The sequence below is a fragment of the Cupriavidus sp. WS genome, assembly GCF_000395345.1.
Taxonomy (GTDB): Bacteria; Pseudomonadota; Gammaproteobacteria; order Burkholderiales; family Burkholderiaceae; genus Cupriavidus; species Cupriavidus basilensis_B.
This window is the reverse complement of record NZ_AQPL01000527.1, coordinates 1-3,416: the sequence shown is the minus strand read 5'-3', so window position 1 is coordinate 3,416 and position 3,416 is coordinate 1. Positions and strand designations below refer to the sequence as shown.

General features: G+C 70.5%; 4 protein-coding genes. 3 read left to right on the top strand and 1 reads right to left on the bottom strand.

Annotated elements, in window-relative coordinates:
* Positions 1-195 precede the first annotated feature (195 nt).
* From K206_RS0133595 to K206_RS0133585, 3 genes are all read left to right on the top strand, one after another.
* Positions 196-1,218 (top strand): aldo/keto reductase, encoded by a 1,023-nt coding sequence (locus K206_RS0133595; protein ID WP_020206682.1) that lies wholly within the window; start codon positions 196-198, stop codon positions 1,216-1,218.
* 14 nt (positions 1,219-1,232) lie between these two features.
* Positions 1,233-1,670, top strand: a complete 438-nt coding sequence (locus K206_RS0133590; protein WP_020206681.1) for an SRPBCC family protein — start codon at positions 1,233-1,235, stop codon at positions 1,668-1,670.
* 193 nt (positions 1,671-1,863) lie between these two features.
* Positions 1,864-2,931 carry an MBL fold metallo-hydrolase gene (locus K206_RS0133585; RefSeq protein WP_020206680.1) on the top strand — a complete coding sequence of 356 codons (1,068 nt, stop codon included), beginning with the start codon at positions 1,864-1,866 and terminating at the stop codon, positions 2,929-2,931.
* Between the two features lie 19 nt (positions 2,932-2,950).
* On the opposite strand, the gene K206_RS0133580 is transcribed toward K206_RS0133585, so the two are convergent.
* Positions 2,951-3,416, bottom strand: a 466-nt coding sequence (locus tag K206_RS0133580) for a LuxR C-terminal-related transcriptional regulator (protein WP_020206679.1), incomplete at its 5' end; no start/stop codon positions are given.

The window sequence follows — 3,416 nt, the reverse complement described above, 5'->3', positions numbered from 1 at the left end:
ATGTCGGGCTCTCTTCGGATCCGGTCATCGGTCCCAATCAGACCTATAAGACCTGTCAGACCTATAAGACCTGTCAGACCTATAAGACCTTACGGGACTCAAGTGAGCCATATTCTGTCTTGGACAGACTTAACTTGCAACCCTAGACTTGCCTCACCCAAGTCACTCCTTCACCGGACTTCACTGGAGCAAGTCATGAGCATCAAAGACAAACTGCCTGCCGGCACCCTCCTCGGCTTTGGCACCGCGCCGCTGGGCAACATGTTCCGCGACATCCCCGAGGCCGAGGCCGCCGCCACCGTCGACGCGGCCTGGGACCACGGCATCCGCTATTTCGACACCGCGCCGTTCTACGGTGCCGGCCTGTCGGAGATCCGCCTGGGCCGCGCGCTGGCCCGGCGCAACCGCGACGACTACGTGCTCAGCACCAAGGTCGGCCGCCTGATCCTGGACGAGGTGGAAGACGCCAGCACCCGCGATCTCGGCGAGAAAGGCGGCCTGTTCGCCACTGGCCGGCCCAACAAGATGGTCAACGATTATTCGGCCGACGCCACGCTGCGCTCGATCGAGGACAGCCTCCGGCGCCTGGGCACGGACCGCCTCGACATCGTCTGGGTGCACGACATCGCCCAGGATTTCTACGGCGACGAATGGCTCGCCAGATTCGAGAGCGCGCGCACCGGCGCGTTCCGCGTGCTGACCCGCCTGCGCGAGGAAGGCGTGATCAAGGCCTGGGGCCTGGGCGTGAACCGCGTCGAGCCGATCGAGCTGACGCTGGACCTGGCCGAGGCGCAGCCCGACGGCTTCCTGCTGGCCGGCCGCTACACGCTGCTGGACCATGCGCGCGCGCTGCAGCGCCTGATGCCGGCGGCGGCCGCGCGCCGGGCCGAGATCGTGGTCGGCGGCCCGTACAGTTCGGGCATCCTGGCCGGCGGCGCGCATTTCGAGTATCAGACGGCGCCCGCGGAGATCGTCGCCAGGGTCGAGCGCATCAAGGCGGTCGCGCGGCGCCACGGCGTCGGCATCAAGGCCGCCGCGCTGCAGTTCTCGCTGGCCAACCCCGCCGTCGCGGCGGTGATTCCCGGCGCGAGCCGACCCGGGCGCATCGCCGAGGACATGGCGGCGCTGGCGGAGACCATCCCGGCGGAGTTCTGGCGCGAGATGCGCGAGCAGAAGCTGGTGGCCGCCGACGCGCCGCTGCCCGGCGATCACGCTTGAGCCGGGAGCCCGACATGGCAAGCGCTTCAGCAACCATCACGATCCCGGCTTCGCCCGAGCGGGTCTGGCAACTGATCGGCGGCTTCAACGCGCTGCCCGACTGGCTGCCCTACATCCCGAGCAGCGAGCTATCCGAAGGCGGCCGCGTGCGCCGCCTCGCCACCCCCGGCGGCGACGTCATCGTCGAGCGCCTGCTGGCATTCGACGAGGCGAACCGCAGCTACAGCTACGCGATCCTCGAAGCGCCGTTCCCGGTGACGGGCTACCGCTCCACGCTGCAGGTGCGGCCGGCCGGTGACGGGCAAGGCGCGCGCGTCGACTGGTCCGGCGAGTTCACGCCGGCCGGCGTCGGCGACGCCGAGGCCGAGCGCCTGTTCGAGGGCATCTACCGCGACGGCCTGCAGGCGCTGGCCGCCGCGTTCGCCGGCGGCGGGCCGGGCGCGGCGTCCTGACGGCGGGCGGGCGCTCCTCTTCCGCCTCTCGATGTCCGGCCATCACCAGTTCTGGTGATGCCGCGCCGGGCCGCCCACGGCAATAATGGAACAGCCGCATCCCCCACGCCGGCCGCCCGCGACGGGCCGCTGGCGGGCGGCGGGTCCCGCCCAGGGCGTACCGAACCGCAAGTGCCTTCTCCCCGATACGACAATGTGCAACGTCATCAACCCGGCCGCCACCGGCGGCTCGCGCTCCTACGGAGAACTGGTGGAGATCGCGCCCGGCGCGCTGCTGATCGTCGGGCGCATGCGCAACCTCGAAGCCGGCATCTCTTCCGTCGCCAACGCGGTCATGTACAAGTCCGGCACGCAACTGGTGGTGATCGACGTGGGCGCGACCGCGGGCTTTCGCGCCTATCTGGACGAAGCCGCCCGCCGGCTCCAGCCCTATGACCGGGTCACGCTGATCTCCACGCACGGGCATTGCGACCACACCGGCAACAACGGCTGGATCGACACGCTGGGCGTGCCCGCCGAAGCCTATATGTCCGTGCGCGACCTGGCGATGATGCGCGACCAGATCAACACCTTCGTGCCGATGTTCGACGAGGCGCGGCCGTTCGTGCCGGGCATGCCGGCGGGCCGGGTGCTGGCGGAGAGCGCCATCGGGCAGTTCGGCACGCTCGACGTCGAGACCCGCTCGCTGACGCTGCTGGAATCGCTGCCGTCCGAGGAAATCCGCATCGGCAGCACGTTGTGGAACGGCTGGCGGCTGTTCGGCGGCGAGGTCGTGGCGCTGAAGACCCAGGGCCACACGGTCGGCCACGTGGCCGTGCTGCTGCCGGCCATCGGCCATCTCCATCTTGCCGACGAGACCACCAGCTATTACCAGGCGTTCAGCGGCGGCAGCCCCGAAACCAACCTGCTCACGCTCGAGCGCACCGCGCAGGCGCTCAGGGAGGGCGCGATCCGCTCGCTCACGGACGGGCATTCGTTCGAGTTCTACCCGCGCGAGCAGGCCACGGCCTACCTCGAGCGCCTGGTAGGCAGCGCCCTCGCCTTCGATGCCGCGATCACGCGCATCCTGCGCGAGCACCCTGGCGGCATCCGGGTTCCCGACCTGATGGCGAAGCTGCGCGCCGCGCCCGAGATGGAAGGCGCGCCGATGTCGGCGGAAGCCAACCCGATCCTGCCGGTCATGCAGTTGCTGAACAAGATGAAGGAGCTTGGCGTGCCGGTGCCGGCGGAAGGGGAAGGACTGCTGCGCTTTCCGCGCTGACGGATTTTTCCACCCCGCGCTAGATCAGCATCCCGGCGATCGACTCGAACTGCCGCAGGTTGCTCGCGCCCATCTTGCGCAGGATGCTGCGGATCTGCGTGCGCACGGTGTCGGGCGAGACGTTGCGGCTGCGCGCCACCTGCGCGGCCGTGGCCCCGCCCGCCAGCGCCGCGGCCACGGCGGCCTCGACCCGGGTCAGCCCGAACAATTCGGTCAGCGCGCTCTGGCGGCGCGCGACGGCATCCGCGAGGTCGCGCAGCATGACCACGGCCATGCCGGCCGCCGCGCCGCCTCCGTCATCCGCGGCGCCCGGCAGGCGCCGCCACGGCACCGGTGTCACCAGCAGTTCGACCGGCGCGGTGGCCTCGCCCCGGACTCCCAGGCGCAGCCGTCCGCCCGCTCCACCGTGCGCGGCGGTGGCCGCCAGCGCGGCCAGGCGGGCATCCTCGCGCGCGTCGCGCAGGACCAGCCGCACCGGCTGCCCG